The sequence below is a fragment of the Chelatococcus daeguensis genome (genome assembly GCF_001887265.1).
Taxonomy (GTDB): Bacteria; Pseudomonadota; Alphaproteobacteria; order Rhizobiales; family Beijerinckiaceae; genus Chelatococcus_A; species Chelatococcus_A sambhunathii.
This window is the reverse complement of record NZ_CP018095.1, coordinates 1,685,709-1,710,020: the sequence shown is the minus strand read 5'-3', so window position 1 is coordinate 1,710,020 and position 24,312 is coordinate 1,685,709. Positions and strand designations below refer to the sequence as shown.

The 24,312-nt window shown below is 68.2% G+C and carries 25 protein-coding genes; 14 read left to right on the top strand and 11 right to left on the bottom strand.

Annotated elements, in window-relative coordinates; all coding sequences use genetic code 11:
- Positions 1-219 precede the first annotated feature (219 nt).
- The 6 genes from hemB to BOQ54_RS08110 all read left to right on the top strand — a co-directional run bounded on the left by hemB (position 220) and on the right by BOQ54_RS08110 (position 6,034).
- Positions 220-1,227: a porphobilinogen synthase gene (hemB, locus tag BOQ54_RS08135; protein ID WP_055460646.1), complete on the top strand. Its 1,008-nt coding sequence runs from the start codon at positions 220-222 to the stop codon at positions 1,225-1,227.
- Between the two features lie 41 nt (positions 1,228-1,268).
- Positions 1,269-2,606, top strand: coding sequence for a branched-chain amino acid ABC transporter permease (locus tag BOQ54_RS08130; protein ID WP_055460579.1), 1,338 nt, complete (start codon positions 1,269-1,271; stop codon positions 2,604-2,606).
- An 87-nt stretch (positions 2,607-2,693) separates the two neighbouring features.
- On the top strand, positions 2,694-3,938 hold the full coding sequence (locus tag BOQ54_RS08125; RefSeq protein ID WP_055460578.1) for a threonine ammonia-lyase: 1,245 nt from the start codon (positions 2,694-2,696) through the stop codon (positions 3,936-3,938).
- A 41-nt stretch (positions 3,939-3,979) separates the two neighbouring features.
- Complete coding sequence (locus BOQ54_RS08120; RefSeq protein ID WP_071923677.1) at positions 3,980-4,429, top strand: RDD family protein; 450 nt, start codon at positions 3,980-3,982, stop codon at positions 4,427-4,429.
- A 76-nt stretch (positions 4,430-4,505) separates the two neighbouring features.
- Entirely contained in the window at positions 4,506-5,252 is a 747-nt protein-coding gene (locus BOQ54_RS08115) for an arginyltransferase (RefSeq protein ID WP_055460576.1), read from the top strand.
- 215 nt (positions 5,253-5,467) lie between these two features.
- The gene (locus tag BOQ54_RS08110) at positions 5,468-6,034 is read left to right on the top strand and encodes a biotin transporter BioY (protein WP_071923676.1); all 567 of its coding nucleotides are present in this window, start codon (positions 5,468-5,470) and stop codon (positions 6,032-6,034) included.
- A 49-nt stretch (positions 6,035-6,083) separates the two neighbouring features.
- Here the strand turns inward: BOQ54_RS08110 and BOQ54_RS08105 are convergent, their stop codons facing one another.
- Positions 6,084-7,436 carry a cytochrome c peroxidase gene (locus BOQ54_RS08105; protein WP_245316323.1) on the bottom strand — a complete coding sequence of 451 codons (1,353 nt, stop codon included), beginning with the start codon at positions 7,434-7,436 and terminating at the stop codon, positions 6,084-6,086.
- 7 nt (positions 7,437-7,443) lie between these two features.
- A complete protein-coding gene (locus BOQ54_RS08100; RefSeq protein WP_055460573.1) occupies positions 7,444-8,301 on the bottom strand; it encodes a hypothetical protein in 858 nt (285 codons plus the stop codon).
- Between the two features lie 107 nt (positions 8,302-8,408).
- Here BOQ54_RS08100 and BOQ54_RS08095 point away from each other — a divergent pair, with 107 nt between their 5' ends.
- Complete coding sequence (locus BOQ54_RS08095) at positions 8,409-9,068, top strand: Fe2+-dependent dioxygenase (protein ID WP_055460572.1); 660 nt, start codon at positions 8,409-8,411, stop codon at positions 9,066-9,068.
- Between the two features lie 205 nt (positions 9,069-9,273).
- Here the strand turns inward: BOQ54_RS08095 and BOQ54_RS08090 are convergent, their stop codons facing one another.
- The 8 genes from BOQ54_RS08090 to BOQ54_RS08055 form a co-directional block, all read right to left on the bottom strand.
- Positions 9,274-10,026 carry an AAA family ATPase gene (locus BOQ54_RS08090; protein ID WP_055460571.1) on the bottom strand — a complete coding sequence of 251 codons (753 nt, stop codon included), beginning with the start codon at positions 10,024-10,026 and terminating at the stop codon, positions 9,274-9,276.
- Positions 10,027-10,038: 12 nt separating this feature from the next.
- On the bottom strand, positions 10,039-12,285 hold the full coding sequence (gene parC, locus BOQ54_RS08085) for a DNA topoisomerase IV subunit A (RefSeq protein ID WP_071923674.1): 2,247 nt from the start codon (positions 12,283-12,285) through the stop codon (positions 10,039-10,041).
- 139 nt (positions 12,286-12,424) lie between these two features.
- The gene (recO, locus tag BOQ54_RS08080; protein WP_071923673.1) at positions 12,425-13,159 is read right to left on the bottom strand and encodes a DNA repair protein RecO; all 735 of its coding nucleotides are present in this window, start codon (positions 13,157-13,159) and stop codon (positions 12,425-12,427) included.
- Between the two features lie 30 nt (positions 13,160-13,189).
- Entirely contained in the window at positions 13,190-14,140 is a 951-nt protein-coding gene (gene era / locus BOQ54_RS08075) for a GTPase Era (RefSeq protein WP_055460568.1), read from the bottom strand.
- Positions 14,133-14,840 (bottom strand): ribonuclease III, encoded by a 708-nt coding sequence (gene rnc, locus BOQ54_RS08070; RefSeq protein ID WP_071923672.1) that lies wholly within the window; start codon positions 14,838-14,840, stop codon positions 14,133-14,135. Before rnc ends, era begins: the two co-directional genes overlap by 8 nt.
- Before the next feature lie 16 nt (positions 14,841-14,856).
- The gene (gene lepB / locus BOQ54_RS08065; RefSeq protein ID WP_055460566.1) at positions 14,857-15,627 is read right to left on the bottom strand and encodes a signal peptidase I; all 771 of its coding nucleotides are present in this window, start codon (positions 15,625-15,627) and stop codon (positions 14,857-14,859) included.
- A 208-nt stretch (positions 15,628-15,835) separates the two neighbouring features.
- Positions 15,836-16,240, bottom strand: coding sequence for a holo-ACP synthase (acpS, locus tag BOQ54_RS08060; RefSeq protein WP_055460565.1), 405 nt, complete (start codon positions 16,238-16,240; stop codon positions 15,836-15,838).
- An 8-nt stretch (positions 16,241-16,248) separates the two neighbouring features.
- Positions 16,249-16,998, bottom strand: a complete 750-nt coding sequence (locus tag BOQ54_RS08055; protein WP_071923671.1) for a pyridoxine 5'-phosphate synthase — start codon at positions 16,996-16,998, stop codon at positions 16,249-16,251.
- A gap of 271 nt (positions 16,999-17,269) precedes the next feature.
- Between BOQ54_RS08055 and phhA the strand changes: the two genes are divergently transcribed.
- On the top strand, positions 17,270-18,145 hold the full coding sequence (phhA, locus tag BOQ54_RS08050) for a phenylalanine 4-monooxygenase (protein ID WP_071923670.1): 876 nt from the start codon (positions 17,270-17,272) through the stop codon (positions 18,143-18,145).
- A 91-nt stretch (positions 18,146-18,236) separates the two neighbouring features.
- Positions 18,237-18,989, top strand: a complete 753-nt coding sequence (locus tag BOQ54_RS08045) for a DUF5131 family protein (protein WP_071923669.1) — start codon at positions 18,237-18,239, stop codon at positions 18,987-18,989.
- Here the strand turns inward: BOQ54_RS08045 and BOQ54_RS08040 are convergent.
- On the bottom strand, positions 18,944-19,861 hold the full coding sequence (locus BOQ54_RS08040) for a three-Cys-motif partner protein TcmP (protein WP_071923668.1): 918 nt from the start codon (positions 19,859-19,861) through the stop codon (positions 18,944-18,946). The two genes, BOQ54_RS08045 and BOQ54_RS08040, sit on opposite strands and share 46 nt — an antisense overlap.
- Before the next feature lie 294 nt (positions 19,862-20,155).
- Here BOQ54_RS08040 and rpsF point away from each other — a divergent pair, with 294 nt between their 5' ends.
- The 5 genes from rpsF (at position 20,156) to BOQ54_RS08015 (ending at position 24,055) form a co-directional block, all read left to right on the top strand.
- Positions 20,156-20,596: a 30S ribosomal protein S6 gene (gene rpsF, locus BOQ54_RS08035; RefSeq protein ID WP_055460560.1), complete on the top strand. Its 441-nt coding sequence runs from the start codon at positions 20,156-20,158 to the stop codon at positions 20,594-20,596.
- Positions 20,597-20,599: 3 nt separating this feature from the next.
- Entirely contained in the window at positions 20,600-20,836 is a 237-nt protein-coding gene (gene rpsR / locus BOQ54_RS08030) for a 30S ribosomal protein S18 (RefSeq protein WP_019404164.1), read from the top strand.
- 193 nt (positions 20,837-21,029) lie between these two features.
- The gene (locus BOQ54_RS08025; protein WP_071923667.1) at positions 21,030-22,025 is read left to right on the top strand and encodes a DUF2232 domain-containing protein; all 996 of its coding nucleotides are present in this window, start codon (positions 21,030-21,032) and stop codon (positions 22,023-22,025) included.
- A gap of 18 nt (positions 22,026-22,043) precedes the next feature.
- On the top strand, positions 22,044-22,610 hold the full coding sequence (gene rplI, locus BOQ54_RS08020) for a 50S ribosomal protein L9 (protein ID WP_055460558.1): 567 nt from the start codon (positions 22,044-22,046) through the stop codon (positions 22,608-22,610).
- 191 nt (positions 22,611-22,801) lie between these two features.
- Positions 22,802-24,055, top strand: a complete 1,254-nt coding sequence (locus BOQ54_RS08015) for an SAM-dependent methyltransferase (RefSeq protein ID WP_055460557.1) — start codon at positions 22,802-22,804, stop codon at positions 24,053-24,055.
- The last annotated feature ends 257 nt before the right edge of the window (positions 24,056-24,312 follow it).

Genomic DNA, 24,312 nt, shown 5'->3' with positions numbered 1-24,312 from the left:
TGCACGGCCCGGTGTCTGGCGAATGGCTGTGCGGCATCGGCACGTCTTCCGGGCCGCCGCGCGATCATGCTAGGGCAAGGGGGCACGATGGACAGCGACGGCGCCAGGCCGGACCTGCATGAAGCGCCCGACCTGCGGCACGAGCGAGACTTCGAGAGCGACACCATGACATCCAAGACCGTCAGCCCCCTCGACGAGCGCAAGCGTGCGGGCGGGGAGATGCTCGCCGCGCCGGCCCTGCCGGTGCCCGTCAAGCGCCCGCGCCGCAACCGCAAAGCGCAGTGGGCCCGTCGGCTGGTGCAGGAGAACGTGCTGACGACGAACGATCTCATCTGGCCGCTCTTCGTCATCGCCGGCGACAAGCTGCGCGTGCCGGTCGCCTCCATGCCGGGCGTCGAGCGGCTGTCGGTCGACATGGCTGTGCGCGACGCCGAGCGGGCGGCCGCGCTCGGCATCCCGGCGATCGCCCTCTTCCCCTATACGGACCCGGCCCTGCGCGACGAGGCCGGCAGCGAGGCCCATAATCCCGACAACCTCGTGTGCCAGGCCGTGCGCGCCATCAAGCACGCCGTGCCGGAGGTCGGCATCGTCACCGACGTTGCGCTCGATCCCTATACCAGCCATGGGCATGACGGCGTGCTCGCGGGCGAGACCATCCTCAACGATGAATCGGTCGCCCTGCTCGTGCGGCAGGCGCTGGTGCAGGCCGAAGCCGGCTGCGACATCATCGCCCCGAGCGACATGATGGACGGGCGCGTCGCTGCGATCCGCGCCGCGCTCGACGGGGCCGGCTTCCAGGACGTGCAGATCATGGCCTATGCCGCCAAATATGCCTCCGCCTTCTACGGGCCGTTCCGCGACGCCATCGGCACCAGCGCGACGCTTGTCGGCGACAAGCGCACCTACCAGATGGACCCGGCCAATTCCGACGAGGCCATGCGCGAGATTGCCATGGATCTCGAGGAAGGCGCCGACATGATCATGGTCAAGCCGGGCCTGCCCTATCTCGACATCGTGCGCCGGGCCAAGGACACCTTCGGCGTGCCGACCTTCGCCTATCAGGTGTCGGGCGAATACGCGATGATCGAGGCGGCGGCCCGCAACGGCTGGTTGGACGGCGAGCGGGCCATGGTCGAGAGCCTCCTCGCCTTCAAGCGTGCCGGTGCCGACGGCATCCTGACCTATTTCGCACCCCGGATTGCGGAGAAGCTCGGCCGCGCGCTCTAAAGGCCCCTTTCGCGGCGCGCGGCGCCCGCTACAGTGCGGCCATGCTGCGCCGCATCCTCCTGCTCCTTGCTGCCTGCCTTGCCCTTGCGGGCTGCGGGCGCGGCGTCGATGCGGAGCAGGCGCGCATCTGCCGGCAGGCGATCCCGGCCCTCAACGCCGATGGCGCGAACTTTCGCCTGTCGGAGCCGCGCCCCGGGCCGGGACGCAACGAGGTGCTGATCCAGTACGAGGTCGGCACCCCGCGTGGCACGCGCCGACGGACAATCACCTGCCGTTTCGCCGGCACCGGCTTTGCCGCGGGCAAGGCACGGCTCGTCGGCATCACGACCGAGCGGGGGGCGCTCAGCGACGCCTCCGTCTATTTCCTGCAGCGCTTCTATCTCGAGACGCCAGAGGCGGCTGCATCCGACCCGGAGCGGAGGGCGGGCGCAGCGCGCGTGCTGCAACTGCCCTCGCCCCTCGCCTACGGCCTCCAGCAGGCCCTTGCCGCTCTGCCGATGGCGGCGATCTACGGCCTCCTTGCGGCCTCCTATGCACTCATCTTCGGTCTCGTGCGGCGCATCATGCTCGGCTTCGGCGAGTTCGCCGTACTCGGCGGCATGGCGGCGACGCTGACCATCGCGCTCTCCGTCGCCGGCGGCGTCGTGACGCCGCTGCCGGGCCTTCTGTCGGGTCTTGTCGTCGCGGTGATGGCGGGCGCCCTGCACGGGCTCGTCGCGGGGCGGCTTGCCGTCGTGCCACTGCTGCGCCTCAAGGGCCAGCAGATCGTCATCGTGACGGTCGGGCTCTCCATCGCGCTCGCCGAATACCTGCGCCTCGCCCAGGGCGAGAGCGGACGCTGGGTGCCGCCGGTGTGGAATGCGACACTCGGCATTGCCGGGACCCGCGATTTCCTCGTCACCGTCACGCCCATGTCGCTCCTCGTCACCGCCACGGGCGCGCTGGCGGCCGGACTCCTCATCATCCTGCTGGCACGCACGCACTTCGGCCGCGCTTGGCGGGCCTATGCCGACGATCCCGTGGCCGCCGCCCTTTTCGGCATCGACGGGCGCGTGCTGTTCTCGCTCACCTTCGCCCTCGCGACCGGCCTTGCCGCGCTCGCGGGCTTCCTGATGGTCGCGCAATATGGCGGCGTCGGCTTTTCCGGCGGGCTGGCACTCGGGCTGAAGGCGCTCGTCGCGGCGGTCGTCGGCGGCATCGGCTCGGTCGCCGGCGCGCTCGCCGGAGGACTCATCATCGCCGCAGTGGAGGCCGCCTGGTCGGCGGCCCTGCCGATCGAGCTGCGCGACATCGCGGTCTACTGCCTGCTCGTGCTATTCCTCGTGCTGCGGCCGGGCGGGTTGTTCGGCGAACGCCACCTTGTGCCGCGCGAGATATGAGCCGCCGCGCAGCATCTGCGATAGGCCGCGCGGTCGGCGTCGATTAAGGGGAGCGGCTGGCAAGCCATGCTGGAGGACGTATCGGGAATGACCGCTGAGCGGCACGCCATCACCCTCGCGGATGTCGAAGCGGCGGCGGCCATCGTCGCCGGAAAGGTGCTGCGCACCCCGATGATGCCCGCTCCGCGCCTGTCGGCGCTCACCGGCGCCGAGGTCTTCGTCAAGCACGAGAACATGCAGGCGACCGGCTCCTTCAAGGAGCGCGGCGCGCTGGTGAAGCTGACGCGCCTCACCGACGACGAGCGCCGGCGCGGCGTCATCGCCATGTCCGCCGGCAATCACGCCCAGGCGGTCGCCTATCACGCGCGGCGGCTCGGCATTCCCGCCACCATCGTGATGCCCGAGGCGACGCCCCTCGTGAAGGTGGAGAACACCCGGGCGCACGGGGCGCGCGTCGTCCTCTTCGGCGAGACGCTGTACGAATCGGCCGAGCGGGCCCGTGCCATCGCCGCCGAGGAAGGGCTCGTCTTCGTCCACCCCTACGACGATCCGGCCGTCATGGCGGGTCAGGGCACCATCGCGCTCGAGATGCTGGCCGACGTGCCGGACCTCGACACGCTCGTCGTGCCCATCGGCGGCGGCGGCCTGTTCTCCGGCATCGCCGTGGCGGCGAAGGCGCTGAAGCCCGGGATCGACGTCGTCGGCGTCGAGGCGCTGCTCTACCCCTCCTTCCACAATGCCATCACCGGCAGCGACCTGCCCATCGGCGGACCGACGCTGGCCGAGGGCATCGCGGTCAAGACGGTGGGCACGATGACCTTGCCGATCGTGCGGGCGCTCGCGAGCGAGATCATCCTCGTCGAGGAAGCGGCCATCGAGCGGGCGGTCAACGCCTATGCCACCCAGCAACGCACCATGGCGGAGGGCGCGGGCGCGGCCGGCCTCGCTGCCATGTTCGCCCGGCCGGAGCGCTTCAGCGGCAGGAAGGTGGGGCTCGTCCTGTGCGGCGGCAACATCGACGCGCGGCTCCTCGCCTCGGTGATGGTGCGCGAGCTGGAGCGGGCGGAACGGATCGTCTCCTTCCGCATTACAACGAGTGACAGGCCGGGACTGCTCGGCCGTGTCGCCAGCCGGCTGGGGGAACTCGGTGCCAATATCCTCGAAGTTTCGCACGGGCGCCTCTATCTCGATGTCCCGGCCAAGGGGGTCACCATCGACCTCACGGTCGAGACGCGCGATGCCGAGCACACCCGCGCCATCCTCGCCGCGCTCGAGGCGGACGGGCTCGCTCCGCGCCGGGTCGATGCCCGCGGCCTGAGCGAGACGCCGTGAGGCACCACGACCAGCCGCCCCCTCGAAACAGGACAGGATCCATGAGTGAGAACATGCCGACGCTGCCGCCCGAGGCCACCGCGGGCGTGCTGACGCCACGCCTCTTCGCCTATCTCGTCGACATCTGCGTCATCGCCGTGCTCATGGTGATGCTGTTCGTCATCGTGGCGGTGCTCGGGGTCTTCACCTTCGGGCTCGCCTGGTTCCTGTTCCCGCTCGTCGGGGCAGGCACGGGCGTGCTCTACAGCGCGGTCACGGTGGGCGGCAGCCGGCAGTCGACCATCGGCATGCGCATGTTGGGCCTCAGGGTGATCGGTCCCGGCGGCACGCGGGTCGACTTCATCACCGCAGCCGTCCATGCTCTCCTCTTCTACGTCGCGGCCGGCACCGTGCTGGTGCTGGTGATCGACATCCTCGTCGGCCTCCTGCGCGACGACCGGCGGCTGCTGCACGACGTGCTCACGGGGCTGACGATCGTGAACGCACGGTAACGGCGCTTGAGCGCCGTCAGGGCGGTGGTATCGTCAGTGGATACTCTCGCGGGCGATGGACGGAGGGAGGAACGAGGTGACGACGCAACCGCGCGACGCGCCGCAGTTCTACCTGACGGCGCCCTCGGCCTGCCCCTATCTGCCGGGTCGGGAAGAGCGAAAGGTCTTCACTCATCTCATCGGCCGGCGGGCCGCCGAGATCAACGACATCCTGACGCAAGGCGGCTTCCGCCGCTCGCAGACCATCGCCTACCGCCCGGCCTGCGAGCACTGCAAGGCCTGCGTCTCGGTCCGCATCGTCGTCGATGCCTTCCGGCCGGGGCGTAACCTGAAAAGGGTGCTCCGGGCCAATGCCGACCTCGCCGGCGCCATGGGCGAGCCGATCCCCACCTCCGAGCAATATTCGCTCTTCCGCCACTATCTCGAGGCGCGCCATTCCGACGGCGGTATGGTGGACATGACAATGCTCGACTACGCCATGATGGTGGAGGATAGCCACGTGCCGACGCGCCTCGTCGAATACCGGCGGCGCGGGCCAGATACGGGCATCAACGGCCGCGGCACGGGCGACCTCGTGGGGGTGGCACTCACCGACGTGCTCGGCGACGGCCTGTCGATGGTCTATTCCTTCTACGATCCGGACGACGGCGAGCGCAGCCTCGGCAGCTTCATGATCCTCGACCATATCGCCAAGGCACGGCGCCTCGGGTTGCCTTATGTCTACCTCGGCTACTGGGTCGAGGGTTCGCGCAAGATGGCCTACAAGGCCCGCTTCCTGCCGCAGGAGCGGCTCTATCCGCAGGGTTGGGTGCGCTTCGGCTGAGGGTTCCCGCGACACTCCCGTTTCCCGGACGCATGCAGCGGAGCGGAATGCGACCCGGGGACCAGCGCAATGACTCGCCGGAGGCGCCGAGATGAGTCCCCAGGGCACGACGGCGCACCCCGGTTTCGGCCCCTTGCCCCAGCTTTCCCACATCGACGGGCTTGACGACGGCGCACAGCCAAGGAAGTGTCGCGGCATCGATTAGGAGTCCCCTGATGTCGTACACCACCTCCACCCCTCATGCCGCGCCCCTGGCGCGTCTTGTCGGTTCCTCCGCCCTGCGCCGAGCCACCGTCGTGCTTCTCGGCAGCTGGCTCATCGCGGCCTCGGCTTGGATCGAGGTGCCGATGTATCCGGTGCCCATGACGATGCAGACCTATGCGGTGCTGCTGGTCGGCGCGCTCTGCGGCTGGCGCCTGGCGAGCGAGACGCTGGTGGCCTATCTCGCGCAGGGCCTCGCCGGCCTTCCGCTCTTCGCCGGCGGCAATGCCGGGCTCCTCTACGCCATGGGGCCGACGGGCGGCTATCTCGTGGGCTTCCTCCTCGCCGCCGCCTTCGTCGGCTGGCTCGCCGACCAGGGCTGGAACCGCCACTACGGCAAGCTCGCGGTCTCGCTCCTCGTCGGCCACCTCATCGTCTTCGTGCCGGGCGTCGCCTGGCTCGCCCATCTCATCGGCTTCGAGAAGGCGATCGCCGCCGGCTTCGTGCCCTTCATCCTCGGCACGGTGCTGAAGTCGGCCCTCGCCTATGCGAGCGTCGTGGCGCTCGACCGCCGGCGCTGAGCGCGCGACACGATTCGATCCGGAAGGGCGGGCCTCGGGCCCGCCCTTTTCATTTCGGCGCCACCTCGACCGTAAGGCGCATCTCGGGGTGGATGCCGCAGGTGACGAGGAACTGCCCGGGCTCCTCGAAGGATAGGACCACCTTGTCGCCGGGTTCCTGCGCGCCGGAGCTGTAAGCGAGGCGCGGATCGTCGACACGCACGTTGTGGGTGCGGGTGTCGTCGTTGACCACGGTGAGCCCCTCGCCCGCGCGGATGCGCACGTGATCCGGCGCGAAGCGCTTGCCGGCCTGGCCGATGGTGGACACCGACACGGCCCCGACGCTGCCCGGCGCCGCTTCCACATGCGGCGGCAGCGAGGCCGGTCGCGGCGGATCCTCGCTCGACAAGGTACCGAGGAAGGCGATGAGCTGGCCCCTCTCCTCCTCGCTCAGCGACAATCCCTTGGGCAGGTCGGCCGACAGTGTCGGCCGGTCGACGATGCCGCGCTCGTAATGGGCGACGACATCCTCCAGCGTCGCCAGAGCGCCGTCGTGCATGTAGGGCGCCGTCCAGGCGATCTCGCGCAGGCTCGGCGTCTTGAAGGCGTGATCGGCCGCCGCAAGGCCGAGGGCGGCGCCCCGGCCGCGGTCGTCGCCGGGAAGGCCGATGTCGTGGAAGGCCTCGTCGGTGAAGCGCCAGCCGCTGTGGCAGGCGACGCAGCCGGCCTTGCCGGTGAAGAGGCGGAAGCCGGCGATCTCGTCCGCCGTCAGGGCGTCGCGCTCGCCCGCCACGAAGCGGTCGAAGCGGGTCACCGGCGAGACGAGCGTGCGCTCGAAGGCGGCGAGCGCCCGTGACAGGTTGAGCCTGTCGACCACCGGGCGCTCGGGAAAGGCCTCGGCGAAGGCCGTGCGCATCGCCGCATCGTCCGAGAGGCGGGCAACGACCTCCTCCAGCTTTGCGCCCATCTCGACCGGGCTCTCGATGGGCCCGGTCGACTGGCTCTCCAGGCTCGTGGCCCGCCCGTCCCAGAAAAAGGTGCGGCCCCAGGCGAGGTTCCAAAGCGCCGGCGTGTGTCGCGGCAGGCGGCTGCCGGCGATGCCGCGGCCGCGCGGTACCCCGTCGGCAAAGCCGAGCTGCGGATCGTGGCAGGACGCACAGGCGAGGCTGCCATCCCCCGACAGGCGCGTGTCGAAGAAGAGTGCCTGACCGAGCGTGACCTGCCGCGCATCGTCGTCCGCAGCGGAGGGGCGCCGCGCGGGACGGGCAAAGGCGGCGAGGACATCGGCCGGCACGGACGGCGGCGGCGCCTCAGCCAACGACAGGCCGGCACAGAGCACGACAGCGCAGGCACCGGCGGCCGCGCGCCACGGCCGCCGCACCGCCCGATCAAAGGCTGCGCCGAATCTGCTGCCTGCGCGCATCAATCGCTCACATCAGCTTGCCGATCTCGATCTCGGCCTTGGCGATGAGCCCGAGCACCTCTGAGACGTCGAGCACCGGCTTGTCCGGCGCGACCGCATGGGGCCAGGCCTTCTTCAACTCGCCCAGCTCGCGCTGCAGGGCGGCATAGGCCCCGGCGTTCTTCTTCTCGAGGTCGGGCGCGACGGCCGCCAGCATCTGCTCGGCCTGAAGGATGAAGCCGCGCGAATCCTGATACTCGACGACGAGCTTGAACTTGCCGTCCTCGATGGCCGCTTCGTATTCCTCGCCGGCGGTGTTGAGCACCTCGAGCACGGCATCGAGCGTCAGGCCCGGCCAGTCGGCGGTCTTCGCCTTCACCGCCGCGTCGGCGGTGGCGAGGCGCTCGCGCACCGTCTTCAGCGCCCCCTCGTAGGCCTCCTGCTTCTGCGCCTTCACCGTCTGGGCGAGCACCTTGAGGGCCGCGGCGAAGGGCGGGATGCCGAAGCTCTTGAGATCGCCGGCGATGCCGCCGTAGAGCTCCTCCGCCGGGTGGAGGAAATGCACCATCGCCTCGCTCCAGCGCCCCGCCTCGACCAACTCGTTGCCCACGGTCAGATGGCCGCTGATGAGGGCGAGATCGCGCGTCAGGCGCAGGTCCGGCGCCAGCTGGGCACCGCCGCCCTCGCCTTCGCCATCCCCAGCCGGGGCATGGCCGGCATGGCTCTCCGTCACGCGCAGGACGAGATGGCGAGCCGCCGACGCCTCGCCGGGCGCCGCCTGCTCGATGCCGCGTGCCAGCGGCTGCGCCTCGGCGGGGGCGCCGACGCCGGTGCCGGCGAGCACGGCCGCACCGAGGCCGACCCAGACTTTCCTCGACTTGATCATGGCTGGTCTCCAGATCCGAGAATGGAATTGTTACAATTAAAATTCCTATTCATTTTCATGACCTTAGCTAGATGCTATGGCTGGTCCGGTCAATGGAGGGATGGAAGATGCTCGTCCTCATCGGCGATGTCCTGACGGCGAAGGACCTCACGGAGATCCGCGCAGCACTGGCCCACCTGCGCTTCGAGGACGGGCGTGCGACGGCGGGCCGCAGCGCCCGGCTCGTCAAGGACAACGAGCAGGCGCGGGAGGGCGCGGCCGTGCGGGGCCTGCGCGAGAGGATCTCGGCGCGCATCCTCGCCAATCCCGTCTTTGCGGCGGCGGTCCGGCCCAAGGCGCTGACGCCGATCCTCTTCAGCCGCTACGGCGCCGGCCGGGCCTATGGCACGCATGTCGACAACCCGATCATGCACGGGCTGCGCACGGACGTGTCCTTCACGCTCTTCCTCGCCGATCCACAGACCTACGAGGGCGGCGAGCTCGTCATCGAGAGCGCGGCGGGCGAGGAGGCGATCAAGCTGCCCGCCGGCCATCTCGTCGCCTATCCCTCGACGACGCTGCACCGGGTCGAGCCGGTGCGAACCGGCGAACGCCTCGCGGCGGTCGGCTGGGCACGCAGCTACGTGCGGGACGGGGCGCAGCGCGAGTTGCTCTTCGACCTCGACACCGCGCGCACGCAGCTGTTCGAACAGCACGGCAAAACGCCGGAATATGACCTGCTTGCGAAATGCGCCGCGAACCTGACACGCATGTGGGCGGAGGATTGAGGAAACCGGCACGGCCGGCGGATGGGGAAGCACCGCCGCATGGCCTTCGAACCGTTTTCGTTGTTTCCGCCGTTTCCGCCGTCATGCCCGCGCTCATCGCGGGCATCCACGCCGTGACGCTCGCGCAGGGCTGAAAGGCGTGGATGGCCGGGACAGGCTCGGCCGCGGGGAGGCTGCGCGTCGCTCTTCAGCCCCGCCCCCGCCTTCACTCGTCCAGCATCGAATCGACGAAAAGCTCGGGGTCGAGGAAGAACTCGCGCAGGACCCGGAAATGGTCCGTGTCCTCGATGCGCGTCGGGAACAGGCCGGCGCGGGTAAGCATCCTGAGGTCGGCGCCCGGATAGGCCATGAGGAGCGGCGCGTGGGTGGCGATGACCACCTGGCAGCGGCCGGACCGCTCCATGGCGCGCAGGATCTTCATGAACTCGATCTGCCGCGAAGGCGAGAGGGCCGATTCCGGCTCGTCGAAGAAATAGACGCCCTGCCCCGCGCAGCGCTCGCGGAAGAAGGCGAGGAAGCCCTCGCCGTGCGACATCTCCAGCCAGTCGGGCGGCGGGCCGCTCAGCGGCTCCTTCGCGGCCTCGACCATGTAGCGCACGAGGGAGAAGAAGGTCTCGGCGCGAAAGAAATAGCCGCGCGTGATGCGCGGCAGCCAGGAGAGCGCGAGCGCGTCGGCAAGCGTCGCCTCGTCGTCGTGGCTGCCGAGCCGGTGGCCGGTCGCGCCGCCGAAATGGCCGAAGCCGGCCTTGACGGCGATGCCCTCGAGCAGCGTCGACTTGCCCACCCCGTTCTCGCCCACGATGACGGTGACGGGATGGGTGAAGGCGATCTCGAATTCCCGCTTCCGGAACATCGGCAGGCAGAAGGGATAGGCCGCCCAGTCGCCGACCTTCTCCGGCACCAGCGCGACGCGCTTCAGATAGGGCGCCGGCAGGTTGACGGGGCGCGACCTGCGCATCTTCGCTGCCCGTCAGCCGCCGAACCTGTTGTTGCGCGGAAAACCCTTCGGCGGCAGGCGGCCGGCATCGCCGCGGTTGCCGAGCCAGTCCTTCAGGTCGTCGCCGGCCACCGTCCAGGTGCGGCCGGAGGTGTCCTTCCAGGTCAGACCCTCGGCGAGGGCGAAAACCTTCACGTCCGACAGGCCGCCATCCTTGTATTTCTGCAGGCGCACGCCGCGGCCGCGCGCCATCTCGGCCACCTGCGCGAGAGGGAAGGCCAGGAGCTTGCGATTCTCGCCGACGATGGCGACATGGTCGCCCTCCGCCGGCACGCAGGCGGCGGCCTTGTAGGGTGCGGAGACGTTGAGCACCTGCTTGCCCTTGCGGGTGTTGGCGACGACGGTATCGGCCGCGGCAACGAAGCCGCGCCCCTCGCTCGACACCAGCAGCAGCTTCGTCTCCGGCCGATACGGGAAGGCGCCGACGATATCCGCGACCTCGTCGAGATCGGCCATCAGGCGCACCGGATCGCCGAAGCCGCGCCCGCCGGGCAGCTTCGACGCCTCGAGCGTGAACACCTTGCCGTTGCTGGCGAGCACCAGGATCTTGGCCGTCGTCTCCGTGTGGAAGGCCACCTTGAGGGCGTCGTCGCCCTTGAACTGCAGGGTCGAGAAATCGGCCACGTGGCCCTTGAGCGCCCGGATCCAGCCCTTCTCGGAGAGGACGACCGTGACGGGCTCGCGCTCGACCATGGCCTCCGTAAGGTCGATGATGGCCGCCTCCGGCGCCTCGGCGAAGGTGGTGCGGCGGCGCCCCAGCGGGGTCTCGGGCCCGAAGGTCTTTTTGACCTCGCGGACCTCCCAGGCCACCGTCTTCCACTGCTTGTCCTCGGAGGCGACGAGTTCCTCGATGCTGCTCTTTTCGGCAGTGAGTTCGTCGAACTCCTTGCGCAGCTCCATCTCCTCGAGCTTGCGCAGGGAGCGCAGCCGGGTATTGAGGATGGCGTCGGCCTGCACCTCGGTGAGGGAGAAGACCTTCATCAGCTCGGCCTTCGGCTCGTCCTCCTCGCGGATGATGCGGATCACCTTGTCGAGGTCGAGATAGACGATGAGCAGGCCGCCGAGGATCTCGAGCCGGCGCTCGATCTCGCCGAGGCGGTGGCGCGAACGGCGCAGCAGCACCTCGCGGCGGTGGTCGAGCCACTCGCGCAGCGCCTCGGCCAAGCCGAGCACGCGCGGCACTTGGCCGGCCGTCAGCACGTTCATGTTGAGCGGCACGCGGCTCTCGAGATCGGTGAGCCGGAAGAGCGATTCCATCAGGAGGACGGGATCGACGGTGCGGGCGCGCGGCTCGAGCACGATGCGCACGTCCTCGGCCGATTCGTCCCGCACGTCGGCGAGGAGCGGCAGCTTGCGCTCCTGCAGCAGCTCCGCGATCTTCTCGATGAGGCGTGCCTTGGCGACGCCGTAGGGAATCTCGGTGACGACGGCGACCCAGCCGCCGCGGCCGGTATCCTCCTTCTCCCAGCGTGCCCGCACGCGGAAGGAGCCGCGGCCGGTGCGGTAGGCGTCGAGGATCGATTCGCGCCCGTCGACGATGATGCCGCCGGTCGGGAGGTCCGGCCCCTGCACGAAGGTGAGGAGCTGCTCCGAAGACGCGCGCGGATGGCCGATAAGGTAGAGCGCGGCATCGCACAGCTCGGCGACATTGTGCGGCGGGATCGATGTCGCCATGCCGACGGCGATGCCCTGGCTGCCGTTGGCGAGGAGGTTCGGGAAGGCTGCCGGCAGGACGATGGGCTCGCGGTTGGCCTCGTCGTAGGTGTCGCGGAAATCGACGGCGTCCTCGTCGATGCCTTGCAGCAGGAGGCGCGCCACCTCCGTCATGCGCGCCTCGGTGTAGCGCATGGCAGCCGCGTTATCGCCGTCGATATTGCCGAAGTTGCCCTGCCCCTCGATCAGCGGGTAGCGCTGGGCGAAATCCTGCGCGAGGCGCACAAGCGCATCGTAGATCGCCTGGTCACCGTGCGGGTGGAACTGACCCATGACGTCGCCGACGACGCGGGCAGACTTCTTGAAGGCGGCGCCGGGATCGAGCCTCAGGAGGCGCATGCCGTAGAGGATGCGCCGGTGGACCGGCTTCAGGCCATCGCGGGCATCGGGCAGCGCCCGGTGCATGATGGTGGACAGCGCATAGGCGAGGTAGCGCTCCTCGAGCGCGTCCTTGAGATTGATGTTCTCGATGCTGCCACCGGACGGCGGATCGACAGGCTTGCCCATTCCCAATTCCTCTCTTGGGGAACGGGTAGCGAACATGGCGCCGCACCGCAAGTGCGACGGGGGTCCAGGTTGCTGCAGCCGTGCTTCGCGGAACGAGGCGACGTCGCTCCGTGTTCCAGCGAGCGGGGAGCGGATTCCGTCAGGTCGCCTCGCCGCGCGCGAGAAACTCGATCAGGCGCCGGCGGGCATCCGGCTCGACAAGGCCGCGCGGCTCGTAGACGTGGCGGGCGAAGAAGAGCCCCGTCAGCTGGAAGCCGGCGAGCACGTCGCGGACGCCGATCGTGTCGACGAGGCCGCCCTCGCGCAGGAAGGAGGGCAGCGGCAACAGCCGGTCACCGTAGGGCTCGCCGGCGGTGCGCGAGACGGCACGGCCCGATTTCGGCGAGACATAGACGAGTTCCTGCGTGCTGCCGGTGGCGGCGCAACTCGAAAGGTCGAGGCCGAAACCGAGCCCTGCAAGCACCGCCAGTTCGAAACGCACGATGAGCGCCGGGGCGATGGCGGGGTCGTCCATGTGCTCCATGAGCACGGTCAGCGCCTCGTAGAGGCCGGGATGCGGGTCGCGTTCAGGCATCAGGCGCAGCAGGGCCGTCAGAGTGCCGAGGCCGTGAAGCGCGAGCGGGGATGCGATGAAACGGGCGGCGCGGATGGCCGTCGCCTCCACCGCATAGAGGCCGAGGTGTTCCTCGATGCGGGCGCGCCAGACGACGGCGACGCTATTGCCCGGCTGCAGGACGGGCTGCAGGCGGCGCGAGCGCCCGCCGCGCACGAGGCCCATGTGGCGGCCGTGCGCCGCCGTCATCAGCTCGAGGATGACATTGGCCTCGCCGTGGCGCCTGGCGCCGAGCACGATGCCTTCGTCCTGCCATTCCATGGCTCACCCGGATGGCACGCCCGGCGGGGCTCAGCCCTTCGGAAACTCCAGCCCCATCTCGCGGTAGCGGGCGGGATCGTCACTCCAATTCTCGCGCACCTTGACGAAGAGGAACAGGTGCACCTTCGTCTCGGCAACCTCGGCGATCTCCGACCGGGCGAGCGAGCCGATGGTCTTGATGGTCTGGCCACCCCTGCCGAGCACGATCTTGCGCTGGCTTTCGCGCTCCACATAGATGGTCTGCTCGATGCGCACCGAGCCGTCCTTCATCTCTTGCCACTGCTCGGTCTCGACGGTCGAGGAATAGGGCAGTTCGTCGTGCAGCCGCTCGAACAGCTTCTCGCGCGTGATCTCGGCCGCCAACATGCGCAACGGCGCGTCCGACACCTGGTCTTCCGGGTACAGCCAGGGCCCGGGCGGCATCATAGCGGCGAGCTTGGCGCGCATGCCGGCGACGCCGCTGCCGGACAGCGCCGAGACCATGAAGGTCTCGGCGAAGGGCTGGCGGGCGTTGATGTCAGCGGCGAGATGAAGCAGCTTCTCCTTCTGCACCAGGTCGACCTTGTTGAGAATGAGCACCTTCGGCTGGCGAATGTCCGCGAGCTTGCCCAGGATGGCCTCGCTCTCATCGTCGAGGCCCTTGCGCGCGTCGATGAGGAGGCAGACGACATCCGCATCCCCCGCCCCGCCCCAGGCCGAGGTCACCATGGCGCGGTCGAGCCGGCGCTTGGGCCTGAAAATGCCCGGCGTATCGACGAAGATGACCTGACTCTCGCCTTCGAGCGCGATGCCACGCACGAGGGCGCGCGTCGTCTGCACCTTGCGCGAGACGATAGACACCTTGGTGCCGACGAGGGCGTTGACGAGCGTCGACTTGCCGGCATTTGGTGCGCCGATCAGGGCCACGAAGCCGCAGCGCGTCGCCTCGCCTGCCGGAGAAGCGTTTTCTGCGGCGTTTCCGCCGGCGTTCTCGTCAGACATCCTGGTTCACCGTCCAGATCCTCTCGCGCAGCAGGAAGGCCTCGGCCGCCGCCTGCTCGGCGTTGCGCTTGGCCGTGCCGCGCCCTTGCGCCTGCGCCATGCCCTCGACATTGACACCGACGACGAACTCGGGCGCATGGTCCGGCCCGGAACGCTCGACGAGCTCATAGGTAGGCGCCGGCAGGCCGCGCCCCTGCGCCCACTCCTGCAGCGCCGTCTTGGCGTCGCGCAGGGGGCGGCGCGGGGCGTGGAGGCGCGCCGCGAAGGCCCGCTCGACCAGCGCGCGCGCCGCGGCATAGCCCCCGTCGAGGAAGACCGCGCCGACGATGGCCTCGCACACGTCGGCAAGGATAGCACGGTTGCGCCGCGCCCCGGAGGAAACTTCGCCGTCGCCGAGGTGCAGGTGCGGCCCCACGTCCCAGGCGAGGGCGACTTCGGCGCAGCTCTCCTTGCGCACGAGCTCGGCGAGGCGGCGCGACAGCTCGCCCTCCTCCGCCGCCGGGAAGGCGGCGAGCAGCATGTCGGCGACCGACAGGCCGAGCACCCTGTCGCCCAGGAACTCGAGACGCTGGTAGGAGCGCGTCTTGTCGGAGGGCGAGGCGCTGACATGGGTCAGCGCACGCTTCAGGAGATCCTTGTCGGCGAAGGAATAGGCAAGCTGCGCTTCGAGCGCGGCGGTATCGGCGGATTTGCGGCCCAAGTCAGTGCACCGTCTTTCACTTCACCGGGTTGAAGATGCGCTCCCAGCGCACGGTCCACGGCCATTCCCACACCTTCCAGCCGGCGCTTCCCTCCCCGATGGAGAAGAAGATGATTTCGGCGCGGCCGACGAGATTCTCGAAGGGCACCTGGCCGACGGCGTTCTCGTCGCGGCTGTCGGTGGAATTGTCGCGGTTGTCGCCCATCATGAAGTAATGGCCGGGCTGCACCTTGTAGACATAGGTGTTGTCCCAGTAGCCGCGGTCGCCGTCGCGTTCGATGACGACATGGCTCGTGCCGCCGGGCAACGTTTCGCGGTACATCGGCACCTCGATGTCGCGACCCCAGGAATCCTGCGTGACGTAATTGCCGATGCGTTCGCGCTTCACCGCCTCGCCGTTGATGTGCAGCACGCCATCGATCATCTGGATGGTGTCGCCCGGCAGGCCGACGACGCGCTTGATGTAGTCGGTCGAATTGTCCTTCGGCAGCTTGAAGACGGCGATGTCGCCGCGCTTGGGCTCGGAACCGAAGATTCGGCCGGAGAACAGCGGCGGTCCGAAGGGGAAGGAATAGCGCGAATAGCCGTAGGAATATTTGGAGACGAAGAGATAGTCGCCGATCAGCAGGGTCGGGATCAGCGAGCCCGAGGGAATGTTGAAGGGCTGGAACAGGAAGGTGCGCACCACGAGGGCGATCAGCAGCGCCTGGACGATGACCTTGACCGTCTCGAGAATGCCGCCCTGCTCGGCTTTCTTCTTCGTTTCGTCCACGCGCGCCTCGTCCATCGATCGTGCCTTTTCGGGAACCCTCACCGGACCACGTTTCGACGCCACGTGGAGCGGCTCCAACCATTGCGCGGGACGGCCGGCGGAAGCCCGCCGCAGGCCGCGCCTGTTCAAAGAATCCGTTGCGGTCTAGCCGATACGCCTCCGCGCCGCAACGCGAACCCGCGCAGGCCATAGCGGATGTGATTGCGGCGCGAGCGTGGCACGATCAACCCGGCCGCGCCAGCGCCTCGATGATGACGAAGGCCTGCGCCAGCGGCGGGTCGTCCGTCAGCGAGACGTGCACCACGGCCTCGTGGCCGGGCGGGGTCATCTCCTCGAGCCGCTTCAGCGCGCCGCCGGTCAGGCGCATGGTGGGGCGCCCGCCGGGCAGGTTGACCACCTCCATGTCGCGCCAGAAGACGCCGAGCCGCATGCCCGTGCCCAGCGCCTTGGCGCAGGCCTCCTTGGCGGCGAAACGCCGCGCGTAGGAGGCGGCCCGCGCCGCGCGCCGGTCGCTCTTCGCCCGCTCGCCCTCGGTGTAGACGCGGTGGGTGAAGCGCTCGCCGAAGCGCGCCAGCGAGCGCTCGATGCGGCGGATATCGCAGAGGTCGGAGCCTATGCCGATGATCATGGCATCCCTTACGCGCCAGCGCGCCCGGCCTCGATCGCCGCGCGCATGGCGCGCACGGCCGCCTCGAGCCCGATAAAGACGGCCTCGCCGATGATGTAGTGGCCGATGTTGAGCTCGGCCACCTCAGGGATAGCCGCGACCAGTCCGACATTGGCCGTGGTGAGCCCGTGGCCGGCGTGCACCTCGATGCGGTAATGGGCGGCGCGCGCCGCCGCCCTGCGCAGGCGCTCCAGCTCGTGGGCGATGCGCGCCTCGTCTCCCGCCAGAACCGCCTCGGCATAGGAGCCGGTATGCAGCTCGACCACCGGGGCGAGCAGCGCCGCCGCCGTCTCCATGATCGCCTCGTCAGGCTCGACGAAGAGCGAGACGCGGATGCCGGCGCCGGTCAGTTCGGCGACGATGGGCCGCAGATGCGCATAGCCGGTCACGATGTCGAGACCGCCCTCGGTCGTGCGTTCCTCGCGCTTCTCCGGCACCAGGCAGGCGGCATGCGGCAAGGTGGCGAGGGCGATCGCCACCATCTCCTCCTCCGCCGCCATCTCGAAATTGAGCGGCACCGGCAATTCGGCCTTGAGGCGCGCGATGTCCTCGTCGCGGATGTGGCGCCGGTCCTCGCGCAGATGCGCGGTGATGCCGTCCGCCCCGGCGGCGACGGCGGCATGGGCCGCGCGCACGGGATCGGGATGGTCCCCGCCGCGCGCGTTGCGGATGGTGGCGACGTGATCGATGTTGACGCCCAGTCTCACAGTGGAAGCCATGGTGACGTGCTCTCCAGGCGGGCGTCGGGCGCCGGCCGCTCGCGTGCGGCAAGGGCCCCCGCCCAGTTCTGACGGGTTTAGCCGAAGTCGCGCCGTCCAGCCATCCCGCCGCGCGGGAAGCAGCCTTGCCGCGGAGGGGGCAAGGCGCGATGATCGACGAGGACGTCCTGCGGGCCGGGCGGACCTGCCGCGCCGCTTCGTGCGTTATGCCGGCGGAGCCTGTCGCGAGGCCGCATCCGCAGCCGGCTCCCGCACCTCAGGGAGGCAAGCGATGGCCACGCACGCCGTGTTAAACGCGCAGAGCGTCGAAGACTGCATCATCGCGCAGGACTGGGAGCGCTACAGCGCCGAGGACCACGCGACCTGGGGCATCCTCTTCGATCGCCAGCGCAAGACGCTGGAAGGCCATATCTGCCAGGAATATCTCGACGGCCTCGCGGCCCTCGGCATCGGCCCCGAGGGCGTGCCGGACTTCCGCGCCATGAACGAGCGCCTGAGGCGCCTCACCGGCTGGGAGGTGGTGGCCGTGCCCGGCCTCATCCCCTCGCGCCCCTTCTTCCAGATGCTGTCGGACCGGCGCTTCCCGGCCGGCACCTTCATCCGCAGCCGGGCGCAGCTCGACTATCTCGAAGAACCCGACATCTTCCACGACGTCTTCGGCCACGTGCCGCTGCTGACGAACCCGGCCTATGCCGACTACATGCGCGAATACGGCCGCACGGGGCTCGTCGCCTGCGACAACAAGGGCGTGAAGTTCCTCGCCCGGCTCAACTGGTACACCATCGAGTTCGGCCTCATCCGCAAGCCCGAGGGCATCAAGGCCTACGGCGCCGGCATCGCCTCCTCCTACGGCGAGGCGAAATACGTGGTCGAGGATCCCTCCGCCAACTTCCTCGCCTTCGACCTCGAACGCGTGCTGCGCACCGGCTATTACATCGACGACTTCCAGGCCACCTACTTCGTCATCGACCGCTTCGAGGACCTGTTCGCCCTGATGCGCGAGACGGATTTTCTGGAATTGTACACGCGGCTGCGGACGGAGCCGGAGCTGACGCCGTTCGAGATCGGGCCGGAGGATGTGGTGGTGCGCGAAGGGATGGGGGATTATTGGCGGGGGTTCAGGGAGGAGAAGGGGCGATTGAAGTGAGGGCATGCCTCCCGCCCTCTAAGGGCCCCCACATTGATGCGATCTTTACGAACTGGGCGCCATGCTGTTGGGCACCCTGGAGAATCGCCCAATGGCCGATACAACGATCGAATGGACGGATGCGACCTGGAATCCCGTCGCCGGGTGCACGATTATGTCGGCTGGCTGCACGAACTGTTACGCGATGCGCATGGCGGCGCGCTTAGAAGCTATGGGTGTTGAGAAATACGCTGGCCTCACACGCAAGAGCGGCGGCAGGGCGAAATGGACCGGTAAGCTCAAATTAGACCATGCAGCCCTGGCTTTACCTTCCACCTGGAAGAAGCCGCGTCGCGTCTTCGTCAACTCTATGTCCGACTTATTCCACCCTGATGTGCCAGCGGATTTCATTGCTGAGGTTTGGCAAGCGATGGAGGCCAATCCTAGGCACACATACCAAGTTCTTACAAAGCGGCCAGATCGAATGGCTCATGTGCTTTCAACCGGCAGCTTTGCTATCCTACCGAACGTCTGGCTTGGAACCAGCGTGGAGGACGGTCGCGTCCTTCACCGCCTAGATGAACTTCGAGCCGTACCGGCGGCCATACGATTTGTGTCTTACGAACCGCTGATAGGCTCCGTCGCCGGGGGAAGCCTCGCCGGCATTCATTGGGCCATCGTCGGCGGCGAGAGCGGGCCAAATGCGAGACCGCTCGACCACAGATGGGTCGACGAAATTTTCGATCAGTGCACAGACGCGGACGCAGCGTTTTTCTTCAAGCAATGGGGCGGCAAGAACAAGAAAGCGTCTGGTCGTATCTATCGCGGCCGTCTGTGGGATGATCTTCCCTCATTGAGAATATGAGAAGCAATATTAGACGCCAGTTTCACAGCGTCTCGGGAAGGATTCGAAATCGCAAAAAAGAGGGAGGCAAGTGGCGGACCATTCCGGTGGTGTAGGCGAATGGGATCGAGCACTGCACCTTCGAAGACGCTCTGAAGGCGTTCTTTGACGTAGCTTTCGATTGCATCGATATCAGCTCTTCGAACCGCTTGCGCATGGGTCTCGAAAATATCTACGGGCTGCATATCATGATTGTACCAGCGCTCCCGCCAATCAGTTGCACCCAGAACTCGGTCAAGGCTCGCTTCCTTTCCTGCGTCGAGTTTGGCCGGATTATGAGGAGCATTTCGATAGAGTCCTGAAAGCGGGAAAAAATACCAGCAATCGAGCGCCTTTGTTTTCGCGATCGCTGTGACGGTCTGCCAAGACACTTCCATTCCGTAGGGATCGAGAAAGATAACACCGCGGACACCTCGACGCTCCGCCTGCGGCCCTCGCCAATTGGTCTCCGCGCAAAGCCGTTGAACGTGGGCGTTTGCATCACCATGCCGGAGAACGATCTGACGATTGGGGAATTCAGCCCGAAGAGCCTCCAACTCGGCATACCGAGCCTGATCCTGCTCGATTAGAACAATTTTCTGTATGGGCGGCTCTACCTCGATCGCGAGCCGCGCAGATCCCGGCGTCGTTACTTCCTCCGGCTCTGCGTACTCTGGCCCCAAAAGCGGCAATCCAGGCCGGACTTCTGTGCGTGTGCCGGAGCCAGCGAAAGCGTCAATATAAACGCACGAGAAGTCTTTTTTGCTCAATGCAATGGAAAACGCCCGTAAATAAGACTGCAGGCACCGAAGCTTCTTCGCCGTTTCGGGGCCGCCAAAAACGTGAGCTGCCATGCTACCCCCCCCCCTTTCTCAAGATAACGGCGCTCTGCTCCAGAAGAAAACCCTTCCCCACTTGCCATCCCCCTCAAAATCCCTTAAAGGCCCCGCTTTACGTTCGCTCCGGCCGGGGGCTGAACGGACGGCGGTGCCTTGCCGACGGGATCTCATCCCGAGGTGAGGCCCGTGAGGGGCATCCGCCCCGGCGTCCCGTGTCTCCGCCTTCGAACAGCGCGCTCGGGCCTTGGCGACAGGGCTCGAAGGGCTCAGCGCCGGAGAGAACGTCGGTTGTAAAGGAAAGGCCACTCAATGGCTCTCTACGAGCACGTCTTCCTGGCACGCCAGGATATTTCCGCACAGCAGGTCGAGGCCCTCGTCGAACAGTTCAAGGGCATCGTCGAGACGAACGGCGGCTCCGTCGGCAAGACCGAGTACTGGGGCATCAAGTCGCTCGCCTACCGCATCAAGAAGAACCGCAAGGCGCATTTCACGCTGGTCAACATCGACGCCCCGGCCGCGGCCGTGGCCGAGATGGAGCGCCAGATGCGCATCAACGAGGACATCCTGCGCTTCCTCACCCTGCGGGTCGAGGCGCACGAGGAAGGCCCCTCCGCGATGATGCAGAAGCGCGACCGCGACGAGCGCCGCGACCGCGACGGCGGTTTCGACCGCGGCCCGCGTGGCGATCGTGGTGACCGCGGCCCGCGCCGCGACCGCCGCGAAGACGAAACGGCGTCCGAGGAGAACTGAGCCATGTCGAGCGCACCCCGCCGCCCCTTCTTCCGCCGCCGCAAGACCTGCCCGTTCTCGGGCCCCAACGCGCCGGTGATCGACTACAAGGACACGCGCCTGCTCTCGCGCTACATCTCCGAGCGCGGCAAGATCGTGCCCTCGCGCATCACGGCCGTCTCGGCCAAGAAGCAGCGCGAGCTCGCCCAGGCCATCAAGCGCGCGCGCTTCCTGGGCCTCCTGCCCTACGTCATCAAGTAAGGTGACGGTCGACGCGGCATCCGGCTCGCCGGGTGCCGCGCACAGCCCCGGGCGGACGCCTCGCCCGCCCGGACGCAGCAAGCGAACCCGAAAACCCCGTCGCTCTCCCGTCACGCTTCGTGGAGAGTTTGCTGGGACGGACGTCGGATCCGCCCCTAACCCTGCGAAAGGCAGCGGGACAGCAGGACGATTGATGAGCACTCTCGTCACAGGCGCAGGCGCCGGCCTCGTATCGGCCCTCCTCTTCACCGTGGTGATCACCGGATCGCCGCTGGCGGTGATGCTGTCCTATGTCGCCCCCCTTCCCGTCATCATTGCAGCCCTCGGCTGGAACCACCGGGCCGGCCTCGTCGCCGCCGCCGTCGGCGCGCTCGCCATCGGCATCGCGCTGCGCTGGGCGGCCGCGCCGGCCTTCGCGCTCGGCGTCGCCCTGCCCGCCTGGTGGCTCGCCTATCTCGGCCTTCTCGGCCGCCCCACGGGCGACGGGCGCACCGAATGGTATCCCGTCGGCCGTCTGCTGCTGTGGGTGGCCGCGGTCGCCGGGCTCGTCACCTTCGCCGGCGCCGTCTCGCTCGGCTGGTCCTACGAGGCCTATGTCGAGACCATGCGCCGCGCCATCGAATCCGTACTGAAGGCGGAGCTCGGCGCCGGGGCTGAAGGCGCCGCCGGGGGCGCCGGCGAACTGCCCGGCGGCCTTGCGAGCGTCGCGACGGTCGACACCATCGTCGCCGTGTTGCCGCTCGCCGCCGCGGCCTCCTTCGTGCCTATGCTCGTCATCAACCTCTGGGGCGCGGCCAAGGCGGTGAGCCTCTCCGGCCGGCTGCCGCGGCCGTGGCCGCCGCTGCCGCTGATGATGCTGCCGCGCCAGGCGCCTTTCGCGCTGGCCATTGCGCTCGCCGGCGGCGTCATGCTGACGGGCTTTGCCGGCGTGCTCGCCCAGGCGCTCACCGGCGCGCTCGCCGCTGCCTTCGCGCTGCAGGGTCTCGCGGCCATCCACCGCTGGACGATGGGCAAGGCCGGACGGCCGCTGATCCTCGGCCTCGTCTATCTCGTCGTCGTCATCTTCCTCATCTGGGCGCTGCCGGTGCTCGCCGTCGTCGGCGTCATGGCGGCCTTCTTCGGCCCGCCCGAACACCAGATCACGTCGGGCACGCCGCCCGTCGCTCCCGATCGCCAGAACCGAACCTGAAACGTAAGGAGAACCACCATGGAAGTCATCCTGCTCGAACGCGTGCCGAAGCTCGGCCAGATGGGCGAAGTCGTGCGCGTGCGCGACGGTTTCGCCCGCAATTTCCTCCTGCCGCAGGGCAAGGCGCTGCGCGCCACCACCGCCAACAAGGCCCGCTTCGAGCAGCAGCGCGCCCAGCTCGAGGCCCGCAACCTCGAGCTCAAGAGCGAGGCCGAGAAGGTCGCCGAGAAGCTCAACGGCGAGAGCTTCGTCGTCCTGCGCCAGGCCGGCGAGACGGGCGTGCTCTACGGCTCGGTCGCCACGCGCGACATCGCCGAGGTGCTGACGGCCGGCGGCTTCAGCGTCTCGCGCCAGCAGATCGTGCTCAACGCGCCGATCAAGACGCTCGGTCTGCACACCGTGCCCGTGGCGCTGCACCCGGAGGTCGAGGTGTCGATCACCGTCAACGTCGCCCGCAGCGCCGAGGAGGCCGAGCGCCAGCAGCGCGGCGAGGCCGTCTTCACCCGTGAGGAGACGAACCTCGACGACCTCGGCCTCGAGGTGGGTGCGGCACTGGCCGACGCCGCCGGCGAAGAGCAAGTCTGAGGCAAGACAAAGCCCATGAAACAGCGACCGGCGGCGGACGAAGCCGCCGGTTTCAGCCCGTTTCTTCAGCCACCTTCGCAGTTCATGGGCGCCGTGATTGGCGCCCATTGCATTTCTGGGCAACCGTTCCTAACCTTTTTCTGTCGTTCCAGCACAGTGCAACGGCCGCGAGGCCGGGAGGAGGTGCAGGTATGGACAGGTTGCTGCGACCGTTGCTTGGGCGCCTCATCCGGCAAGGCACCCTCGAAGTGCAGGTGGCGGACACGCCACCCTTCGTCGTCGGCGACGGCAGCGGCCCTCCCCTCAGCGTCCGCATCGCGGGCCGGCGGGACGTGGCGGCGCTCATCGCCAATCCGGACCTTGCCCTCGGCGAACTCTACATGAACGGCCGCCTGACGATGCAGAAGGGCGACATCGCCGATCTGATCGCGCTCGGCATGATCAACCTGCGCCTCGCGCGCCCGCCCCTGCCGGTGCGCCTTGTCCGGCGCTGGCGCAAGTGGCTGCGCGGCTTCATGCAGTGGAACCGCATGCCGCGATCGCGGCGCAACGTCGCCCATCACTACGACCTGGACGGGCGCCTCTACAGCCTCTTCCTCGATGCCGACAGACAATATTCCTGCGCCTATTTCGAGACGCCCGACCAGTGCCTCGACGATGCGCAACTCGCCAAGAAGCGGCACATCGCGGCCAAGCTGCTCGTCGAGCCGGGGCACAAGGTGCTCGACATCGGCTGCGGCTGGGGCGGACTGGGTCTCTATCTCGGCGCCTATGCGGAAGCGGACGTCGTCGGCATCACCCTGTCAGAGGAGCAACTCGGCGTCGCCAATGCCCGCGCCAAGGAGCGCAACCTCGCCGACAAGGTGCGTTTCCGGCTGCAAGATTACCGCGCCGTCGCCGAACGCTTCGACCGCATCGTCTCGGTCGGCATGTTCGAGCACGTCGGCGTGCCCTATTACCAGACCTTCTTCGACACGGCGGCGCGTCTGCTCGACGACGACGGCGTCATGCTGCTGCATTCCATCGGCCGCATGGAGGAGCCCGGCGCGACCAATTCCTGGATCGCCAAGTACATCTTCCCCGGCGGCTACATCCCGGCTCTGTCGGAGGTGCTGCCGGCCATCGAGCGCGCCGGCCTCATGGTGACGGACATCGAGATCCTGCGTCTGCACTATGCCGAGACGCTAAAGGCCTGGCGCCAGCGCTTCCATGCCCGCCGGGAGGAGGCGGTCGCGCTCTATGACGAGCGTTTCGCCCGGATGTGGGATTTCTATCTCGCCGGCTCGGAGATGTCCTTCCGCCACGACGGCATGATGGTGTTCCAGATCCAGCTCGCCAAGAAGATCGGCACAGTGCCGCTGACGCGCACCTACATCGCCGAGCGGGAAGCCGCGCTGCGCCGGCGCGAGGGCCAGCGCAGCCCGCTGAGGCTCGCCGGGGAGTAGGGACGGGGAAGAGACTGCGAAGCCACGGCCGCTCAAACCCGGTGCCGTTCCTTCTGCCGTCATGCCCGCGCTTGTCCCGGGCATGACGAGAGGGCCCCGGCACCTGCATTGACACGCAGCGTCATGAGAAATGCGCTGCCTCCGTGCGACAGAGTCACCCGCGCGACACGGTCAACGAAAGGTTAACGACTTCTCAACGTCGTCCCCGCTTTGCTGGACTGTGCACCGCGTTTTCGCCGCCGCCCGCCCGCGCCGCT

Coding starts and splice junctions, on each gene's coding strand:
- hemB (WP_055460646.1), top strand. CDS start 220: ATGCTCGCCGCGCCGGCCCTGCCGGTGCCCGTCAAGCGCCCGCGCCGC.
- BOQ54_RS08130 (WP_055460579.1), top strand. CDS start 1,269: ATGCTGCGCCGCATCCTCCTGCTCCTTGCTGCCTGCCTTGCCCTTGCG.
- BOQ54_RS08125 (WP_055460578.1), top strand. CDS start 2,694: ATGACCGCTGAGCGGCACGCCATCACCCTCGCGGATGTCGAAGCGGCG.
- BOQ54_RS08120 (WP_071923677.1), top strand. CDS start 3,980: ATGAGTGAGAACATGCCGACGCTGCCGCCCGAGGCCACCGCGGGCGTG.
- BOQ54_RS08110 (WP_071923676.1), top strand. CDS start 5,468: ATGTCGTACACCACCTCCACCCCTCATGCCGCGCCCCTGGCGCGTCTT.
- BOQ54_RS08105 (WP_245316323.1), bottom strand. CDS start 7,436: ATGCGCGCAGGCAGCAGATTCGGCGCAGCCTTTGATCGGGCGGTGCGG.
- BOQ54_RS08100 (WP_055460573.1), bottom strand. CDS start 8,301: ATGATCAAGTCGAGGAAAGTCTGGGTCGGCCTCGGTGCGGCCGTGCTC.
- BOQ54_RS08095 (WP_055460572.1), top strand. CDS start 8,409: ATGCTCGTCCTCATCGGCGATGTCCTGACGGCGAAGGACCTCACGGAG.
- BOQ54_RS08090 (WP_055460571.1), bottom strand. CDS start 10,026: ATGCGCAGGTCGCGCCCCGTCAACCTGCCGGCGCCCTATCTGAAGCGC.
- parC (WP_071923674.1), bottom strand. CDS start 12,285: ATGGGCAAGCCTGTCGATCCGCCGTCCGGTGGCAGCATCGAGAACATC.
- recO (WP_071923673.1), bottom strand. CDS start 13,159: ATGGAATGGCAGGACGAAGGCATCGTGCTCGGCGCCAGGCGCCACGGC.
- era (WP_055460568.1), bottom strand. CDS start 14,140: ATGTCTGACGAGAACGCCGGCGGAAACGCCGCAGAAAACGCTTCTCCG.
- lepB (WP_055460566.1), bottom strand. CDS start 15,627: ATGGACGAGGCGCGCGTGGACGAAACGAAGAAGAAAGCCGAGCAGGGC.
- acpS (WP_055460565.1), bottom strand. CDS start 16,240: ATGATCATCGGCATAGGCTCCGACCTCTGCGATATCCGCCGCATCGAG.
- BOQ54_RS08055 (WP_071923671.1), bottom strand. CDS start 16,998: ATGGCTTCCACTGTGAGACTGGGCGTCAACATCGATCACGTCGCCACC.
- phhA (WP_071923670.1), top strand. CDS start 17,270: ATGGCCACGCACGCCGTGTTAAACGCGCAGAGCGTCGAAGACTGCATC.
- BOQ54_RS08045 (WP_071923669.1), top strand. CDS start 18,237: ATGGCCGATACAACGATCGAATGGACGGATGCGACCTGGAATCCCGTC.
- BOQ54_RS08040 (WP_071923668.1), bottom strand. CDS start 19,861: ATGGCAGCTCACGTTTTTGGCGGCCCCGAAACGGCGAAGAAGCTTCGG.
- rpsF (WP_055460560.1), top strand. CDS start 20,156: ATGGCTCTCTACGAGCACGTCTTCCTGGCACGCCAGGATATTTCCGCA.
- rpsR (WP_019404164.1), top strand. CDS start 20,600: ATGTCGAGCGCACCCCGCCGCCCCTTCTTCCGCCGCCGCAAGACCTGC.
- BOQ54_RS08025 (WP_071923667.1), top strand. CDS start 21,030: ATGAGCACTCTCGTCACAGGCGCAGGCGCCGGCCTCGTATCGGCCCTC.
- rplI (WP_055460558.1), top strand. CDS start 22,044: ATGGAAGTCATCCTGCTCGAACGCGTGCCGAAGCTCGGCCAGATGGGC.
- BOQ54_RS08015 (WP_055460557.1), top strand. CDS start 22,802: ATGGACAGGTTGCTGCGACCGTTGCTTGGGCGCCTCATCCGGCAAGGC.